Source organism: Sphingomonas sp. GW821-FHT10C01, from assembly GCF_059415525.1.
The window spans coordinates 924620-941341 of the sequence record NZ_JBWKNK010000001.1 but is presented as its reverse complement, the minus strand read 5'-3'; the positions used below and the strand labels follow the sequence as shown (position 1 = coordinate 941341).

Here is a 16722-nt window from a genome sequence, read left to right as displayed (position 1 = left end):
GCCACGTGCGTCAGCTCCCCCCGTTCGTTCGGGCTAGCGCCGCCTGCGCAGCGGCGAGCCGCGCGATGGGCACGCGATAGGGCGAGGCGGAGACATAGTCGAGACCCGTCTGCTCACAGAAGGCGATCGAGGCCGGATCGCCGCCATGCTCGCCGCAGATGCCGAGCTTGATTCCCGGCCGCGCCTTGCGTCCGCGCTCCGCCGCGATCTCGATCAGCTCGCCCACCCCTTCGACGTCGATCGAGACGAACGGGTCGCGGGCATAGATGCCCTTTTCGACATAGGTGGTCAGGAACCGGCCGGCATCGTCGCGGCTGACGCCCAAAGTGGTCTGGGTCAGGTCGTTGGTGCCGAAGCTGAAGAACTCGCCGACCTCGGCGATATCGCCAGCGCGCAGCGCGGCGCGCGGAAGCTCGATCATCGTGCCGACCAGATATTCGATCGTGCGGCCCTTCTCGGCGAACACCGCCTGCGCGGCCTTGTCGACCACCGCCTTCATCAGCTCGAGCTCGCGCTTGGTCGCGACCAGCGGGATCATCACCTCAGGCACCGGCGCCGCGCCGGACTTCTCCGCCACCTCGCACGCCGCCTCGAAGATCGCGCGCGCCTGCATCTCGTAGATTTCGGGATAGGTCACACCCAGGCGGCAGCCGCGATGGCCGAGCATCGGGTTGAACTCGTGCAGCTCGGCGGCGCGGCGACGCAGCGTCTCGACGTCGAGACCCGCGGCGGCGGCCACTTCCGCGAACTCGGCTTCCTCGTGCGGCAGGAATTCGTGCAGCGGGGGATCGAGCAGGCGGATCGTGCAGGGCAGCCCCGCCATCACCTCGAAGATCTCGGTGAAGTCCTTGCGCTGTTCGGGCAGCAGCTTGTCGAGTGCGGCGCGGCGGCCCTTCTCGTCCGCCGCGAGGATCATCTGGCGCACCGCGGTGATGCGCGCCGCGTCGAAGAACATGTGCTCGGTGCGGCACAGACCGATTCCCTCGGCGCCGAATTCGCGCGCGGTGCGGCAGTCGAGCGGGGTCTCGGCGTTGGTGCGCACCTTGAGGCGGCGGACCTTGTCGGCCCATTCCATCAGCGTGCCGAAGTCGCCCGCCAGCTCGGGCTGGATCGTCGGCACCTGGCCCAGCATCACCTCACCGGTCGAGCCGTCGATGGTGATCAATTCCCCTTCGCGAATTTCACGCGCTCCGACCCGCGCAATCCCTTCCTTGGCGTTGATCGAGAGCGTGCCCGCACCCGAGACGCAGGGACGGCCCATGCCGCGCGCCACCACCGCCGCGTGGCTGGTCATGCCGCCCCGCGCCGTCAGGATGCCCTTGGCGGCGTGCATGCCGTGAATATCCTCGGGCGACGTCTCGACACGGACGAGGATGACGGCGTCACCGGCAGCGGCGCGCTTCTCGGCGGTGTCGCTGTCGAACACCGCAAAGCCCGATGCCGCGCCGGGGCTGGCGGGCAGCCCCTTGGTCAGCACGTCGCGCGGCGCATCGGGATCGAGCGTCGGGTGGAGCAGCTGGTCGAGCGCCGCAGGATCGACGCGGGCGATCGCCTCTTCCTGCGTGATCAGGCCTTCGCTCGCCATGTCGACCGCAATCTTGAGCGCGGCCTTGGCGGTGCGCTTGCCCGAGCGGGTCTGGAGCATCCACAGCTTGCCGCGCTCGACGGTGAACTCGATGTCCTGCATGTCGCGATAATGGCGCTCAAGCTGGTCGAACACCCGCGCCAGCTCGCCATAGGCCTCCGGCATCGCCTCTTCCATCGACGCCGGCTTGGCGCCGGCATTCTCGCGCGCGGCCTTGGTCAGATATTGCGGCGTGCGGATGCCCGCGACCACGTCCTCGCCCTGCGCGTTGATCAGGAACTCGCCATAATAGGCGTTCTCGCCGGTCGCCGGGTCACGGGTGAACGCGACGCCGGTGGCCGACGTGTCGCCCATATTGCCGAACACCATCGCCTGCACGTTGACCGCGGTGCCCCAGTCGCCGGGAATGTCGTTGAGGCGGCGATAGACCTTGGCGCGCTCCGACTGCCACGATCCGAACACCGCGCCGATCGCGCCCCAGAGCTGGTCGTGCACGTCCTGCGGGAACGCCTTGCCGTCCCACAGCTCGACCACCAGCGCCTTGTACTCGGCGACCAGCGCCTGCCAGTCGCTCGCGGTCATCTCGGTGTCGAGATGATAGCCGCGATCCTCCTTGGCGATCTCCAGCGCTTCCTCGAACCGGCCATGGTCGAGCTCGAGCACGACGTCCGAATACATCTGGATGAAGCGGCGATAGCTGTCCCACGCGAAGCGCGCGTCGCCGCTGATCTCGGCGAGGCCCGCGACGGTCTGGTCGTTGAGGCCGAGGTTGAGGACGGTGTCCATCATGCCCGGCATCGACGCACGCGCGCCCGAACGGACCGAGACCAGCAGCGGATCGGCGGCGACGCCGAATTTCTTGCCGGTGATCCCCTCGATATGCGCGACGCCATTGGCGACTTCGGCCTTGAGGCTGTCGGGGAAGGTCCCGCCATTCTCGTAATAGAGCGCGCAGACCGGGGTCGAAATCGTAAAGCCGGGGGGCACGGGCAGGCCGATCGAGGCCATGCCGTCGAGATTGGCACCCTTGCCACCGAGCAGATTCTTGTCGCCGGCGCCGCCGTCCGAAACATCGCCGCCGAAGCGATACACATAACGAGTCATTCAAACCCCTTCCGTGGCGCCCTCCCCGGCGCGTTGGGCGCGCCTACCGCAGGTGCGAAGAAGGGGGAAGACCCTGTCCAGCGCTGTCACCGAACAGATTTGCTTGTGTTGCGGAAAAATGACGCGTGGTGCAGGCGGTCCAATCGGGCCGAAACGTCCCAAAAGTCACGGTCCTACACGCGCGCGAGTCGCTTCCTTACCCCTCGATCTTGCCGAAATCGGCGACGCGATGGACGGCGTCGCGCATCCGCGCGAGCAGCGCGAGGCGGGACTCACGCTTCGCGGCGTCCGAGTCGTTCACGGTCACCTTGTCAAAGAACGCATCGATCGGCGCGCGCAGCGTTGCCAATGCCGCCATCGCACCTTCGAAATCCTCCGCCTCGACCGCAGCCGCAGCCTTGGGCTCGGCGCTGTCGAGGGCGGCAATGAGGGCAGCTTCCTCATTTTCGGGTGTGTAGGAAAGTTGTTTGTGCGGAGCCGCTCCGTCACCCCGGACTTGTTCCGGGGTCCAGCCCTCCTCCCGCGATGCCGTCGCCTGCGGCGCGGTGGATCCCGGCACAGGGCCGGGATGACGGGTGGAGTCGGCGGCGGCGTAGCCCTCCTTCTTGAGGATGTTGGCCGCGCGCTTGTACCCGGCGAGCAGGTTCGCACCGTCGTCGGTCGCCATGAACGCCTGGAGTGCGCGGACGCGGGCGAGCAGGCGGACGAGATCGTCCTCCCCACCCAGCGCGAACACCGCGTCGATCAGGTCGTGGCGGACGCCAGCTTCGCGCTGCTGAACCTTGAGGCGGTCGGCGAAGAAGTCGAGGACATCCTCTCTCGCCAGCCCATCATCGTTCCGAAGCCGGCTCCTTGGCTGCTCGTACAGAAAACCATACGAACGGGCCGCAGCCATCCGCAGACTTACTCGCAACGAGTTTGCGGAGATCAATCGGATAACAGCTATCGCTGAACGACGAAGCGCGAACGGATCCTTCGAACCCGTCGGCATCTCGCCGGCCAAGAAAAAGGCCACAATCGTATCCAGCTTGTCCGCCAGCGACACCGCCACCGTCACCGTCACCGGCGCCGTGGGCACGTCATCGCCCTGTCCGACCGGCTTGTAGTGGTCGCGGATCGCCTCGGCGACCGCGGCGTCCTCGCCCTGCGCGGCGGCGTAATAGCCGCCCATCAGGCCCTGAAGCTCGGGGAATTCGCCGACCATGCCGGTGACGAGGTCCGCCTTGGCCAGCCGCGCGGCGCGTTCGGCCTGTGCCGGGTCCGCACCCTTGACGATCCCTTCCTCGACCAGCCAGCGCGCCAGCTTTGCCACCCGCTCGACCTTGTCGGCGACCGTGCCCAGCTTCTCGTGGAACACGATCTTCTCGAGCTTCTTCGCCTGTTCCGCGAGCGGAACCTTCAAATCCGTCTCGTAGAAGAAACGCGCATCGGCCAACCGCGCCGCGAGCACCTTCTGGTTGCCCTCGACGATCTTGGCGCCGCCATCGGCCGCGTCGATATTCGCGGTGCACACGAACGCGTTGGCCAGTTTCCCGGCGGCGTCCTGACACACGAAGTACTTCTGGTTCACGCGCGCCGTCAGCTGGATCACCTCGGGCGGCACGTCGAGGAACGCTGCGTCGAAGCGGCCGAGCAGCGGCACCGGCCATTCGGTGAGGCCAGCATTCTCGATCAGCAGGCCTTCGTCCTCGATCAGCGTGAGGCCGGCCTTGTTCGCCGCCATCTTGGCGCCGAGCGCGATGGTGACGCGGCGCTCCGCCTGGTCGACCACGACATTGCAGGCGCGCAGCTTCTCGACATAGTCCGACGCCGAACCGATGGTGATCGCGCCCGGATGGTGGAAGCGGTGGCCGACGGTCGCCGCGCCCGAACGGACACCCGCGACCTCGAACTCGACGACATCGTCGCCGAACAGCGCGACGATGCCCTGCAGCGGACGTACCCAGCGCAGGCTCTCGGTCGACTGCGACGCCGCGCCCCAGCGCATCGACTTGGGCCAGGGGAAGGCGCGGACAATCGCGGGGATCGCCGTCGCCAGTACTTCGGCGGTCGCCCGACCCGGCTTGTCGATCACCGCGAACAGGGTGGCGCGGCCCTTCACGTCGCGCGTCTCCAGCGCGTCGCGGGTCAGCCCGGCCTTGCGCAGAAAGCCGTCGATCGCCGCGTCGGGCGCGTCGGCGGGAGGGCCCTTCAGTTCCTCGCTCACGGCCTGCGTCTGCGCGGGCAGGTCGCGCGCGATCAGCGTCAGGCGGCGCGGGGTCGCATAGGTGACCAGCTCACCGGCCTTGAGACCGGCCTTTTCCAGCTCGGCGGTGAACAGGCGCGAGAGGTCCTCTCGCGCTTTGTCCTGCATGCGGGCCGGAATTTCCTCCGAGCGGAGTTCGAGCAGGAAATCGTTCACAGCGACCACTCCGGATATTTGGCGGTCCATTCAGGCGTCATGTGCGCGATCCACGCCTCGCAGCTGCCCTTCGCCAGATCGCGGACGCGGCCGATATAGGCCTGGCGCTCGGCGACCGAGATCACCCCGCGCGCCTGCAGAAGGTTGAAGAGATGGCTCGCCTCGATCGCCTGCTCATAGGCGGCGATCGGCACATTGTTGGTCAAGCAGTTCTCGCACTCCGCGACCGCCTTGCGGAACGAATCGAACAGCGTCTCGGTATCGGCGACCTCGAAGTTGTACTTCGACATCTGCTTCTCGTTCTCGAGGAAGACGTCGCCATAGGTGAACTGCGCCTGCCCCTCGCCGGCGTCGTTGAACGCCAGGTCGTACACGCTGTCCTTGTTCTGGATGTACATGGCGAGGCGCTCGAGCCCATAGGTCAGCTCGCCCGCGACCGGCTTGCAGTCGAAACCGCCCATCTGCTGGAAATAGGTGAACTGGGTCACCTCCATCCCGTCGCACCACACTTCCCAACCCAGTCCCCAGGCGCCGAGCGTCGGCGATTCCCAATCGTCTTCGACGAAGCGGATATCGTGCCTGGTGAAGTCGATGCCGATCGCCGCCAGCGACCCCAGATACAGTTCCTGCAAATCGGGCGGGCTCGGCTTCAGGATTACCTGATACTGGTAATAATGCTGAAGGCGGTTGGGGTTCTCGCCATAGCGGCCGTCGGTCGGGCGGCGGCACGGCTGGACGAACGCCGCGTTCCACGGATCGGGGCCGAGCGCGCGCAGCGTCGTCGCGGTGTGGAACGTGCCCGCGCCCATGCGCATGTCATAGGGCTGAAGGATCAGGCATCCCCGCTGGCTCCAATATTCGTGGAGCTTGAGGATCATGCCCTGGAAGCTGAGCGGCTGGGTCATATGGCTTCGCGCTTTGGCGCAGGGGCCATGCACGGTCAACCGCCCCCGCCATCCTCGTTCTTGCCGGGGGCCACCCTTCCGCAATCCGCACCGCCACCAATATCGTGGCAAAATCGCTACAAATTCTTGCGACCATTTGTTAGCTGGCATCCGGATATCAAGCGGGGGCGGGATGCGGTCTATTCAATTCGTTCGGATACTTGCCGCGGCGTCTATCGCCGCAATCATCGCCGGTTGCGGCGGGGGCGGAAGTTCGGGCGGAGGGAATGTCGTTACGGTTCCGCCCACGCCGACACCCACGCCGCCGGTGGTCACACCGACGCCGACGGGCAGCACCTTCTCCGTCGGGCTCGGCGCCGCCCTGATCGGCGAAATAACATTCGATACCAACAAGTCGGGAATATTCGGAGACAGGATCGAGTCCGCCGGCGTTGCCGTTTCGGACTGGCTTCTATTTGCCAATACATCCGGTCAATTTGGTCCGACAGGAACCCTTCGGAATGATAACACGACTGCCACGCTAACCCCGACCGCGGCGATACAGGCGCGCGGCATCGACATGCTCAGCGGGTACACATTTGCGGAGCTCACCGCGCCTCTTGGGGCCACCAACATTTCTGCGATCACCACATTGCTTCAATCAGTTGATGACGATCTGGTCGCCGTGAACACCGGCTTGGGGCTGAACGCCCGCGAACTTTCGACCTTCGCGGCGGTGCCCGCAATGTCGAGCAGCGATACCAGCACCGCCGCGCTTGGCCGACGGGTCACCGCCTATAATCTCAAGCTTTCGGCACTGGCGGCGCTCAGCCAACCAGCCCATGAAGCAATAGACCCGGACGGTCTTGTTCGCTTCAATACCTTGCGCGCCACCTTGGGCGAAGCATTCCGGCTGGGTCGCGTCGATCTGAACAGCGCAACCTCGATTCGCGCGCTGATGGAACGGATGCCACTCACAGCGCCGACCGCACCGTCGGAAAGAGGGCGGGCCATCGCGGCGCTCCTCGCCCGATATGGCGCCGCCGTGGACCTCTATCTGACAGACGCGCGGCGCGCCGCCGACGTCCAGCACGGCTACCGGTTCATCGTGCTTCCAGCGATTCTGGATACACTGCTCACTCGAATCTCGGCGGCGGACGCCGATGCGATAACGACCGATGCGATTGTCGCGGCGTTTCACGAATTTTCGGACCTTGCCGTGCCGAAAATTGAAACGCGACCCTATAGTAAAGAAGGGATTCCGCACAGTCTCGTCGCGGTCCCGGATTGGCGCGCGTTCAATCGCGTTGTGGAGAGCAATGTGCTCATCCTTCGCGCAAATTGCCGGCTGGGCAGCGGCGATAACGCCCCGCCCTTCTGCAACGATACCGCGATTACCAACATCGGCTCCACCGGCGTCGACAGAGACGAGCTCAGACTGGAAGCCGTCCGCGTGCCCGACAGGTTCGCGGGCCGAATGAGCGTGGTGCTGGCGCCCGACGGCGAAATCACGATCCGGCGATTGAACGGGGCAGTCGGCCTGGCCTGGTTCGACCATGGTATCGTCCATACGAACGGCTTGAAGGCCACCGGTCGCACCTTTGTCCAGCTGGGCCTTGCCCGCTAGCTTCCCCTTGAGGGGGTGGAATGAATGCGCCCCGGCGAAGGCCGGAATGGCAGGCATTGGAACAGGAACGGCCTCTGCTGGTTAACGGCGCGATAGTTGACGGCCCGGTGACATATGGGCTTGGTAGGACCAGATGCTCCGACGCACATTTCCCATCCTCTCCGCCCTCTTCCTCTCCGGTTGTTCGCTGTTCGGCGCCAATGCCGATCCGGCATTATGGGTGGTGAAGGACGACGACACGACGATCTACCTGTTCGGCACGGTCCATGTGCTCGAACCCGGCACGCGCTGGTTCGACGACGGGGTGCGCGAGGCGTTCGACCTGAGTGACGAACTGGTGCTGGAGATCGCCAAGCCCGATCCGGCCGCGATCGCCGCGCTCACCGCTCAGCTTGGGACGCGCGGCGGCCCGCCCTTCGCGCCCGAGGTGGATGAGGCGGCGCGGAAGCTCGGCATGGCCAAGGGCGAGATCGACAAGATGGAGCCCTGGCTCGCCGCGCTGACGCTCAACCAGCGCGCGGTGGCCAAGGCCGGCTATTCCGCCGACGACGGGGTCGAGGCGACCTTGTCGAGCGCGGCGGAAGACGCGGGCAAGCAGGTCAAGGCATTGGAGAGCGTGCGCGGCCAGCTGATGGCGTTCGATGGCCTGTCGGGCGCGGCGCAGAGCGCGATGCTCGACGCGACGGTCAAGGAGCTGCCGACCGCGGGCGAACGACTCAAGCGCTTCGTCAAGGCTTGGGGGGCGGGCGACGCCGAGACGGTCGGCGCCGAGATGAACCGCATCGGCGAATCCTCGCCCGAGCTGGCCGAGGTGCTGGTCGCCCGCCGCAACGCCCGCTGGGCGGACTGGGTCGCGGCGCGGATGGCCCAGCCCGGCACCGTGTTCGTCGCGGTCGGCGCCGGCCACCTCGCCGGCAAGGGCAGCGTCCAGGTGCTGCTGGGCGAGAAGGGCCTGAAGGTCGAGCGGGTGGCGTACTAGTTTCGCGTGTGCGAGCCGGTGCCGAAACCCACATAAGTCCCCCGGACTGGACTTTCCCTCCACTCTCCGGTAGAGGCGCGCGCTTCGATCAGGGTCATCCCTGGAGGCCTGGTCGAAGATGAACCAATTAGCGCACAGGAATTCGACACATGAGCGATACGCTTACGCTGTCGGCCGAGACGCGCGACCGGGTTGGCAAGGGAGCCTCCCGTGCGCTTCGTCGTGAAGGCCGCGTACCCGCCGTTATCTACGGCAACAATCAGGAACCGCTGAGCATCCACCTTGAAGAGCGTGCGCTCATCAAGGCGCTGAACACCGGCCACTTCTTCAACTCGGTCATCATGATCGAGGGCGCGAACGGCAAGCCGATCCGTACCCTCGCCAAGGATGCCGCGCTTGACGTCGTGACCGACCGCCCGGTCCATGTCGACTTCCTGCGCATCTCCGAGCATGCCAAGGTGCACGTGAACGTGCCCGTCGTGTTCGCCGACGAAGACGCGTCGCCCGGCCTCAAGAAGGGCGGCGTGCTCAACATCGTCCGTCACGAGCTCGAAGTGGTCTGCGACGCGGCCCACATCCCCAGCGAGATCACCATCTCGCTCGAGGGTCTGGACGTCGGCGCCTCGATCCACATCTCGAACATCACCCTGCCCAAGGGCGTCGAGAGCGCGATCGAAGACCGCGACTTCACCATCGCCACCATCGTCGCTCCGTCGGCGCTGAAGTCCGAGGAAGCCGAAGCGGCTGCCGAGGCTGAGGCCGAAGTCGAAGCGCCGGCTGAAGAAGCCGCCGCCGAAGGCGAGCCGGAGGCGAAGGAAGGCGAGTAAGCCTTTCCCGCCCTTTCGGGTTATTCTAGAGCGCCCTCGCACCCCGGTGCGGGGGCGTTCTTCGTTTCAGGGTGATTTCCAATGCAGTTGTGGGTGGGCCTCGGCAATCCGGGGCCGCAATATGCGATGAACCGGCACAATGTGGGCTTCATGGCCGCCGACGCGATCGCGGAGGTGCATGACTTCACGCCGCCCGCGAAGAAGTTCCAGGGCTGGGTCCAGGAAGGGCGGGTCGGCACGCAGAAGATCCTGCTGCTCAAGCCCGCGACCTTCATGAACGAGAGCGGCCGATCGGTCCGCGCCGCGATGGATTTCTATAAGTTGCCGGTCGAGGACGTGACCGTCTTCCATGACGAGCTCGACCTCGCCCCCTTCAAGGTCAAGGTGAAGCGCGGCGGCGGCGCGGCGGGGCAGAACGGCATCCGCAGCGCGATCGCCCATATCGGCGCCGACTTTCGCCGCGTGCGCATCGGCATCGGCCATCCGGGCCACAAGGATCGCGTGACCGGCTATGTCCTCGGCAATTACGGCAAGGCCGAGATCGAGGACCTCTCCGACCTGCTTGGCGCGATCGCGGGTGAGGCGGAATGGCTCGCCAAGGGCGACGACGCCCGCTTTATGAACGACATCGCGCTGCGCCTGCACCAGGAGCCCTGAAGGCACGGCACCGACCCCTCGCAGAAACGAAAAAAGGCCGGGGATCACCCCGGCCCTTTCCGAATTCAGCGCCTTGCGGCGGATCAGCTCTTCTTGCCGACCACCACGCCCACCGCGCGGCTGTTGGTGCCGGTGATCGCGAAGCTGATACCCAGCTCTTCCGCCTTCGATCCATAGGCCAGACCCTGGAACGTGCCACCCGCGGCACTGCCCGGGCCGAAGCTGCCGGTGAACTGGTTGTTGCCCGCCGCAATCGCACCGGTGCCGGTAAAGGTGCCGTACGGCGTCGCCGCGGCGCCATAGGTCAGGTTCAGCGTCACCGTGACCAGGCCGGTCGCATAGTTGATCGAGGTCGTGACGGTGCCGCCCAGCTTCTCGACGGTGCTCGCGCCAGCGGCGGGCGAGATGACCACGCGGCCAGCGATCCGCATCGTATAGTTGACCGTGCCGGCGGATGCGGCCGGCATGTCGCTCACTGCCGTGCCATAACCGAACGTGCCATAGGTCACGCGCTTGGCGCCCGCCGTACTGTCGCCACGCCACCAGGCGCCATAGCTGACGCGCGTCAGCGTCTTCAGGAACGCGTCGTTGGTGACCTGATCCTTGATCGTGTTGTTGAGCAGCTCAAGCTGGGTGAACTGCCCCGCCGTGGTCGGCGCCGTGCTCTCACGGAAGACATATTCCAGCGCGGCCGGCGTCGGACCGGTCAGCATGTCCGGACCCGTGAAGCGCGCTTCCTCGGTATTCTCGCGCACAACCTCTTCGGTGGTCATCGTCGAGGTAAGGGTGCTCTGCAGCGCAAGGCGCACGCGGTTCGAGAAGCCATCGGTTCCGGCGGTGCCGAGCGTGACCGGACCAGCGACGTCGCCGGTGTAGCTCATCGCGGCGCTGACGGTGAACACCTCGGCCGGCGCGGTGAGCGGGAAGCTCGAATAGCTGATCGGCGACGGCGACGGGCTGGGCGTCGGGGTGGGCGAAGGCGTGGGCGTCGGGGACGGGTCCTTGCCACCGCACCCGGCGACGGTCAGCGCCACGGCGGTGCTGGCGATCAGAATGGAACGGCGAATCATCCTTCGACTCCTGTTACTTGCCCATCTGCAAGGCGGTTTGCGCCTTTACCGCGGATGAACGGGCTGTGCCCGCAAGGGTTGCGTGCGATATCCGGTAGCGTGACGGAGACGGAAACGAAAGACCGCAATTGGACCTGCGCCCAACCGTGGCCGTCCCGCGACCAGCCTCAGCTTCCGGTCGCGTCCATGATCTGGCGAAGCTGCTGGATCTTGCCCAGCCGCTCGGCGGGGCTGATCTTCGCCATCGTACCGGCGCCAAACTCGGCACCGCTCTGCACACAGGTGGTGACGGTCGCGTAGTTCTGGGTGCGATCTCCCTTGTCGAACACAGTCGCCGCCTGGTCCTTCGCTGCCCAGTCGAGATAGGCGTCGAGGTTCGCCTTGGACAATTCGGGCTTGGAACCCGCGGCCGGAATCACCTGATCGCCCAATTTGTCCGCGATCATCTTGCGATAATAATCGAGGAACGGCGCCGCGCCGCCCGCGATCGAACGCGGCACCGGGCTGTCGAGCAGCCGCTGCTGCCACTTCACCGCCGCGAAGCAGCGCGTGTTGAGCGCCAGCGCATCCTCGAGCAGCTTGGCCTTCTGCGCGGCCTGCTCCGCCGCCTTGGCTTCCGCCGCGGCCTTTTCCTTGGCGCCGTTGTCGCCGCAAGCGGCGAGCGCGACGAACGCCAGCGGCATGAGAATAGCGATGCGCTTCATGGACTTCCCTTCCATTGGAAGCCGTGACTTTGCCGCCTGCGACCGGGGTGTCAACGTCTTAGAGACCATCTGAAAATGCGCTTGAAGCGCATTTGCCGCACCAGCCCGCTCCCCCACCCGGCCACCTATCGAGATACACTGAAGTGGCTGGCCGAGTGGAAAAACGGGCTGGTGCAGCCTTGAAATTCGCCCTTTCGCGAATTTTCAAACGAGCTTGCGCCGGCTCCCTGCGCGTGCTGTGCGAAGCGCCATGACGATCCGCAATCTCTTCGCCACCCGCTTCTCCGAAACGGTGCTCGCCGACGACACGCTGCTCGCCGAGCTGGCCGATGCGTGCCGCGACCTCGCCGCACAGGACCGAGCGGGCCAAGCCTGGTCGAAAGCGCATGGCTATCGCGGCTACACCTCCTATGCCTCGCTCGATGACCTGCCGATGCGTGACCCGCGCTTCGGCGACCTTGTCCGCCACCTCAACCGTCACGCGGCGAAGTTCGCGGACGAATGCGCGTTCGACCTTGGCCGCAAGCCGAAGCTCGACAGCCTGTGGATCAACATCCTGAAACCCGGCGGCACCCATTCCGGGCATATCCACCCGCACAGCATCATCTCCGGCACCCTCTATGTCGAAATCCCACCCGGCGCCGGCACGCTCAAGCTTGAAGACCCGCGCCTGCCGATGATGATGGCCGCGCCCCCTCGCCGCCCCGACGCGCCGGAGGATCTCCAGACCTTCGTCTATGCTCAGCCCGCGCCCGGCACGATCTTCCTGTGGGAAAGCTGGCTGCGGCACGAAGTGGCCGCCGGCAACGCCAAGGCCGACCGGATCAGCATCAGCTTCAACTATCGCTGAATCGCATCGGATCGGCCGAATTTCGGGAACCATTGCGCATGTGATACGATTCAACCGCTTAAGTTGAGGAGATTCACCATGCGCAAAGGACTGACAGCACTCTTGGCGCTGTCGCTGACCGTTCCTGCCGTTGCCGCCCCCATATTCGCGGGCACGGCACATGCGCAGACGTGGGAGGAGCGCCAGCGCGACCGGGATCGCGAACATAATGAGCGCCGTGGCGACTGGCGCGATCAGAATCGCGACGACAATCGTGACCGTGACTGGCGGGACCGGGATCGGAACTGGCGTGATCGCGACCGGGATGGCCAACGCGACTATCGCTGGCGCGGCGACCGCAGCGATCGCAACTGGGATCCCTATAACAATTATCGCCAGGGCAACTACCGCGAACGGCGCCTGGGCCGCCAGGACCAGATCTATCGCGGCCGTGACGGGCGCTATTATTGCCGCCGCAACGATGGCACCACCGGCCTGGTGGTCGGCGCGGCGCTGGGTGGCATCCTGGGCGGCGCGATCGGCAATGGCGACCTGCTCGGCGTGCTGCTCGGCGGCGCCGGCGGCGCGCTCGCGGGTCGCGAGATCGACCGCGGCAACGTTCGCTGCCGCTGATCCGCGCGAACTGACGAGACAGGCCCGCTGGTCGCAAGACCAGCGGGCCTTCTTGTTGGGCTGGCCTTTTGCGCCCGTCCGCCCTATCTGCGCGCCTTTCCCGAGTTACAGGACCAGATCATGGGCTTTCGCTGCGGCATCGTCGGCCTGCCGAATGTCGGCAAATCGACGCTTTTCAACGCACTGACCGAGACTGCGGCGGCGCAGGCGGCCAACTATCCCTTCTGCACGATCGAGCCGAATGTCGGCAACGTCGCCGTGCCCGACGCCCGCCTCGATTCGCTGGCGAAGATCGCCGGATCGGCCAAGATCATCGAGACCCAGCTCGGCTTCGTCGACATCGCCGGCCTGGTGCGCGGCGCGAGCAAGGGCGAAGGCCTCGGTAACCAGTTCCTCGGCAACATCCGGGAGGTGGACGCGATCGTCCACGTCCTGCGCTGCTTCGAGAATGACGACATCCAGCATGTCGACAACAAGGTCGATCCGATCGCCGACGCCGAGACGGTCGAGACCGAGCTGATGCTCTCCGACCTCGAATCGCTCGAAAAGCGCGTCCCCAATCTCCAGAAAAAGGCGGCACAGGGCGACAAGGAGGCGAAGATCGCCGCCAGCGTCCTCGGCCAGGCGCTCGACCTGCTGCGCGAGGGCAAGCCCGCGCGGCTGACCGTGCCCAAGGATATCGAGGAAGAGCGCCTGTTCGCGCAGGCACAGCTGATCACCGCCAAGCCGGTTCTCTATGTCTGCAACGTCAACGAGGAAGACGCCGCCAACGGCAACGCCTTCTCCGCGCGCGTGTTCGAGAAGGCCAAGGCGGAGGGTGCCGAGGCCGTCGTCGTCTCCGCCGCGATCGAGGCCGAGATCGCGACCATGCCCGCCGACGAGCGCGGCGAGTTCCTGGGCGAGCTGGGCCTTGACGAAACCGGCCTCGCCCGCGTGATCCGCGCCGGCTATTCGCTGCTCCACCTGCTGACCTTCTTCACCGTCGGTCCCAAGGAAGCACGTGCCTGGACCACCCATGTCGGCGCCAAGGCGCCGCAGGCGGCGGGCGAGATCCACACCGATTTCGAACGCGGCTTCATCCGCGCCGAGACCATCGCCTTTGACGATTACGTCAAGTTCAACGGCGAATCCGGCGCGCGCGACAACGGCAAGCTACGTTCGGAGGGTAAGGAATATGTCGTCCAGGACGGCGACGTGATGCTGTTCCGCTTCAACGTCTGAGTCTCCCCCTCTCCCTCCGGGGAGAGGGAACTTACCCGAACGCCCAGCGAAAGGTCTTGGCGATGGCCAGCGTCGATCCGCGCACCAGCGGCGCGGCAGGCGGACGCTTGAGGCCGTGCATCGCCCGTGCCCAGTCGGGCAGCAGGTCGACCGCCGCCGCGAAGATCGCGGTCTGGGCGGGCGCGATGATCAAATTGGGCGCCGGATGCTCCAGCACGAAGCGCGCGACCTCACGGGTGCGGGCGTCGACGACCAGCTGAGGGCGGATGGCGGCGATCAGGGCTTCGGCCTCGACCTTGCTGCGCGGAATCGGATTCGTGCCGAGCGCTTCGGCAGTCCGCGCGGTCTCCGCGTAGTAGATGTCTTCCTCGGCACGGCTGATCGGCACGCCATAGCGCTGCCATGCCGCAAGGAAGCTCCACATCTCGGTGACGTGCACCCACGCCAGCAATTCGGGGTCGTCGGCGCGATAGGGCGTGCCGTCGGGCAGCGTCCCCGCGACCCGTTCATGCACCTCACGCACCTTGGCGATGCTCGCTTCGGCGATACCACGCTCGGCATAGGTGGTATCGGCGATGAAGCGCGCGGTGCGGCGCAGGCGCCCCAGCATGTCCTTGCGGAAGGCGCTATGGTCCCACACGCCCGCCAGCACCGCCGGGTGCAGCATCTGCAGCAGCAGCGACGCGACCCCGCCAACCATCATCGTCGTCACGTCGCCATGCACGCGCCAAGTGACGCTATCGCGCGGGAAGAGCGCGTTATCGCTGCGCTGGACCGGCTTCTCGCCCTTGTCCTGATCATTGAAGGTGCGCCGGACCACCCCGATCAGGCGGGTGCGCAGGCCGGCGGCAAGATCGGGCGGAGACATGGATCGAAGCTAGGCGCGATGCATGTCTCCGGCAACGGTCCTTGGCCCCGCCTTCACCTTGTCATCCGATCCGGATAGGCCGCGCGCATGCACTGGTTCCGATCCCTGACCCTCGCCGCGATGGCCGCCCTGCTTCACGCCTGTACAGCCCCCGCGATCGCGCCGAACGCTTCCCCCGCTCCGATCCGGGAGACGCGGGCACCGGTGACGATCCTGATCGGGATCGACGGTTTCCGCGCCGACTATCTCGACCGCGGCGTCACCCCGACGCTGTCGCGGCTGGCGGCGGAGGGCGCACACGGGGCGATGCGCCCCTCCTTCCCGGTCAAGACCTTCCCCAATTTCTACACCCTCGTCACCGGGCAGCGGCCCGATCGCCATGGCATCGTCGCCAACCGGTTCGAAGACCCCGCCCGGCCCGGCGAGCGCTTCACCCAGGCGTCGTCCGAGCCGTATTGGTGGGACCAGGGCGAGCCGATCTGGGTCGCGGCGGAACGCGCAGGCATCCGTAGCTCGATCCTGTTCTGGCCCGGCTCCAGCGTCGCGGTGAATGGCGTCCGCCCCTCGGACTGGCGCCCGTTCGACATGTCGGTGACCAGTGAGGCGCGCGTCGATACCGTGATCGACTGGCTGCGCCGCCCGACGGCAGTCCGCCCGCGACTAGTCGCCGTCTACTTCGACACAATCGACAGCGCCGGTCACAAGCTCGGGCCTCAGGCGCGGGACCTCGACAAGCCCCTGGCAGAGATCGATGCGCAGATCGCGAGGTTGACCCGCGCGCTCGCATCCCTTGGTCAGCCGGCCAACCTCGTCATCGTCGCCGATCACGGCATGGGCGGCTCCAGCCCCGAACGCCGGATCCGGCTCGACCAGATGATGCCCGCCGACCTGTATCGCGTGATCGAGCAAGGCCCCTATGCCGCGATCGAGCCCGCGCCGGGACGCGACGGCGATCTTGCCGCGGTGCTGCTGAAACCCCACCCGCACATGCGATGCTGGCGCCGCAACGCGATCCCCGCGCGCCTCCATTATGGCAGCAACCCGCGCACGCCATCCTTCCTGTGCCTGCCCGAAATGGGCTGGATGATCGCCTCCGGCCCGCCGGCGGAAAGTGCCGGCAAGGGCGAACATGGCTGGGATCCCGACGCCACGGAGATGCGCGCGCTGTTCATCGCCCACGGCCCCTCGATCGCCCGGACCGGCACCTTGCCGGTATTCGACAATGTCGACGTCTATCCGCTGCTGCGCCGCCTCACCGGTCTACCCCCGGCGCAGGCTATCGATGGGGACGCGGCGACATTGGCGCCGGTCACGCCATAGGACTTGCATCAAA

Annotated in this window: 14 protein-coding genes; 8 read left to right on the top strand and 6 right to left on the bottom strand. The window is 66.3% G+C overall.

What is annotated here, in order from left to right; genetic code table 11:
* Positions 1–10: 10 nt before the first annotated feature.
* From ppdK to AC07M1_RS04530, 3 genes are all read right to left on the bottom strand, one after another.
* Positions 11–2689 carry a pyruvate, phosphate dikinase gene (gene ppdK, locus AC07M1_RS04540; RefSeq protein ID WP_495161374.1) on the bottom strand — a complete coding sequence of 893 codons (2679 nt, stop codon included), beginning with the start codon at positions 2687–2689 and terminating at the stop codon, positions 11–13.
* Between the two features lie 196 nt (positions 2690–2885).
* Positions 2886–5090, bottom strand: coding sequence for a glycine--tRNA ligase subunit beta (glyS, locus tag AC07M1_RS04535; RefSeq protein WP_495161373.1), 2205 nt, complete (start codon positions 5088–5090; stop codon positions 2886–2888).
* Positions 5087–5968 (bottom strand): glycine--tRNA ligase subunit alpha, encoded by an 882-nt coding sequence (locus AC07M1_RS04530; RefSeq protein WP_495162812.1) that lies wholly within the window; start codon positions 5966–5968, stop codon positions 5087–5089. Before AC07M1_RS04530 ends, glyS begins: the two co-directional genes overlap by 4 nt.
* Before the next feature lie 199 nt (positions 5969–6167).
* On the opposite strand from AC07M1_RS04530, the gene AC07M1_RS04525 reads away from it, so the two are divergent.
* The 4 genes from AC07M1_RS04525 (at position 6168) to pth (ending at position 10064) form a co-directional block, all read left to right on the top strand.
* A complete protein-coding gene (locus tag AC07M1_RS04525) occupies positions 6168–7601 on the top strand; it encodes a hypothetical protein (RefSeq protein WP_495161372.1) in 1434 nt (477 codons plus the stop codon).
* Positions 7602–7734: 133 nt separating this feature from the next.
* Positions 7735–8580 (top strand): TraB/GumN family protein, encoded by an 846-nt coding sequence (locus AC07M1_RS04520; protein WP_495161371.1) that lies wholly within the window; start codon positions 7735–7737, stop codon positions 8578–8580.
* 149 nt (positions 8581–8729) lie between these two features.
* Positions 8730–9407: a 50S ribosomal protein L25/general stress protein Ctc gene (locus AC07M1_RS04515; RefSeq protein WP_495161370.1), complete on the top strand. Its 678-nt coding sequence runs from the start codon at positions 8730–8732 to the stop codon at positions 9405–9407.
* A gap of 81 nt (positions 9408–9488) precedes the next feature.
* Complete coding sequence (pth, locus tag AC07M1_RS04510; RefSeq protein ID WP_495161369.1) at positions 9489–10064, top strand: aminoacyl-tRNA hydrolase; 576 nt, start codon at positions 9489–9491, stop codon at positions 10062–10064.
* 83 nt (positions 10065–10147) lie between these two features.
* Here the strand turns inward: pth and AC07M1_RS04505 are convergent, their stop codons facing one another.
* Positions 10148–11134, bottom strand: coding sequence for a transferrin-binding protein-like solute binding protein (locus AC07M1_RS04505; RefSeq protein WP_495161368.1), 987 nt, complete (start codon positions 11132–11134; stop codon positions 10148–10150).
* Between the two features lie 167 nt (positions 11135–11301).
* Complete coding sequence (locus tag AC07M1_RS04500; RefSeq protein ID WP_495161367.1) at positions 11302–11838, bottom strand: hypothetical protein; 537 nt, start codon at positions 11836–11838, stop codon at positions 11302–11304.
* Positions 11839–12088: 250 nt separating this feature from the next.
* On the opposite strand from AC07M1_RS04500, the gene AC07M1_RS04495 reads away from it, so the two are divergent.
* The 3 genes from AC07M1_RS04495 to ychF all read left to right on the top strand — a co-directional run bounded on the left by AC07M1_RS04495 (position 12089) and on the right by ychF (position 14521).
* On the top strand, positions 12089–12688 hold the full coding sequence (locus AC07M1_RS04495; protein ID WP_495161366.1) for a TIGR02466 family protein: 600 nt from the start codon (positions 12089–12091) through the stop codon (positions 12686–12688).
* A 78-nt stretch (positions 12689–12766) separates the two neighbouring features.
* Positions 12767–13300 (top strand): glycine zipper 2TM domain-containing protein, encoded by a 534-nt coding sequence (locus AC07M1_RS04490; RefSeq protein ID WP_495161365.1) that lies wholly within the window; start codon positions 12767–12769, stop codon positions 13298–13300.
* Positions 13301–13420: 120 nt separating this feature from the next.
* Positions 13421–14521, top strand: coding sequence for a redox-regulated ATPase YchF (gene ychF, locus AC07M1_RS04485; protein ID WP_495161364.1), 1101 nt, complete (start codon positions 13421–13423; stop codon positions 14519–14521).
* A gap of 31 nt (positions 14522–14552) precedes the next feature.
* Here the strand turns inward: ychF and AC07M1_RS04480 are convergent, their stop codons facing one another.
* The gene (locus AC07M1_RS04480; protein WP_495161363.1) at positions 14553–15389 is read right to left on the bottom strand and encodes an oxygenase MpaB family protein; all 837 of its coding nucleotides are present in this window, start codon (positions 15387–15389) and stop codon (positions 14553–14555) included.
* Between the two features lie 87 nt (positions 15390–15476).
* Between AC07M1_RS04480 and AC07M1_RS04475 the strand changes: the two genes are divergently transcribed.
* Complete coding sequence (locus AC07M1_RS04475; protein WP_495161362.1) at positions 15477–16709, top strand: alkaline phosphatase family protein; 1233 nt, start codon at positions 15477–15479, stop codon at positions 16707–16709.
* Positions 16710–16722 lie beyond the last annotated feature (13 nt).

Coding starts and splice junctions, on each gene's coding strand:
- ppdK (WP_495161374.1), bottom strand. CDS start 2,689: ATGACTCGTTATGTGTATCGCTTCGGCGGCGATGTTTCGGACGGCGGC.
- AC07M1_RS04530 (WP_495162812.1), bottom strand. CDS start 5,968: ATGATCCTCAAGCTCCACGAATATTGGAGCCAGCGGGGATGCCTGATC.
- AC07M1_RS04525 (WP_495161372.1), top strand. CDS start 6,168: ATGCGGTCTATTCAATTCGTTCGGATACTTGCCGCGGCGTCTATCGCC.
- AC07M1_RS04520 (WP_495161371.1), top strand. CDS start 7,735: ATGCTCCGACGCACATTTCCCATCCTCTCCGCCCTCTTCCTCTCCGGT.
- AC07M1_RS04515 (WP_495161370.1), top strand. CDS start 8,730: ATGAGCGATACGCTTACGCTGTCGGCCGAGACGCGCGACCGGGTTGGC.
- pth (WP_495161369.1), top strand. CDS start 9,489: ATGCAGTTGTGGGTGGGCCTCGGCAATCCGGGGCCGCAATATGCGATG.
- AC07M1_RS04505 (WP_495161368.1), bottom strand. CDS start 11,134: ATGATTCGCCGTTCCATTCTGATCGCCAGCACCGCCGTGGCGCTGACC.
- AC07M1_RS04500 (WP_495161367.1), bottom strand. CDS start 11,838: ATGAAGCGCATCGCTATTCTCATGCCGCTGGCGTTCGTCGCGCTCGCC.
- AC07M1_RS04495 (WP_495161366.1), top strand. CDS start 12,089: ATGACGATCCGCAATCTCTTCGCCACCCGCTTCTCCGAAACGGTGCTC.
- AC07M1_RS04490 (WP_495161365.1), top strand. CDS start 12,767: ATGCGCAAAGGACTGACAGCACTCTTGGCGCTGTCGCTGACCGTTCCT.
- ychF (WP_495161364.1), top strand. CDS start 13,421: ATGGGCTTTCGCTGCGGCATCGTCGGCCTGCCGAATGTCGGCAAATCG.
- AC07M1_RS04480 (WP_495161363.1), bottom strand. CDS start 15,389: ATGTCTCCGCCCGATCTTGCCGCCGGCCTGCGCACCCGCCTGATCGGG.
- AC07M1_RS04475 (WP_495161362.1), top strand. CDS start 15,477: ATGCACTGGTTCCGATCCCTGACCCTCGCCGCGATGGCCGCCCTGCTT.